Source organism: Tannerella forsythia, assembly GCF_001006485.1.
GTDB classification, from domain to species: Bacteria; Bacteroidota; Bacteroidia; order Bacteroidales; family Tannerellaceae; genus Tannerella; species Tannerella forsythia.
In genome coordinates this window covers 1-431 of record NZ_JUET01000015.1, presented here as the reverse complement: position 1 = coordinate 431, position 431 = coordinate 1, and the positions used below count along the sequence as shown (strand labels likewise).

The following is a 431-nucleotide window of genomic DNA, read 5'->3' as shown; positions in this document are numbered from 1 at the left end:
TTCCAGCACCACTGTGCCGGCATTGAGCGCGGTGCCGCCGGTATAGGTATTGGTCCCGCCCAGGGTCAAGGTACCGGTACCGGTCTTGATGAAACCGCCGCCGCCACTGACGGCGCCACCGAGCCGCACCGCATTGCTGCCGCCGATGGTCAGGCTATCGGTCAACGTAAAGGCGTTTGCGAGGTTGAGTGCGGTGGTGCCCGACAGGGTGCCACCTGCTGCAGTCACCGTGCCGGTTCCCAGCGCAGTGTTATTGCCCAGCGTCAGGCTGCCGGCGGCCAGCGTGGTGCCGCCGCTATAAGTATTGGCGCCGGTCAAGGTGACGGCACCTATACCGGTTTTGGTGAGCGCGCCAGTCCCGGTGAGCGCACTGCCGATGGTCAATGCATTGGCGCCCTGTACCGTCAGGCCGGTGCCGGTGAGTGCAATGC

Annotated in this window: 1 protein-coding gene; it reads right to left on the bottom strand. The window is 65.2% G+C overall.

Annotation, left to right across the window (positions count from 1 at the left end; translation table 11 throughout):
- Window positions 1-431, bottom strand: a 431-nt coding sequence (locus Tanf_RS16585) for an autotransporter-associated beta strand repeat-containing protein (RefSeq protein WP_046824571.1), incomplete at both ends; no start/stop codon positions are given.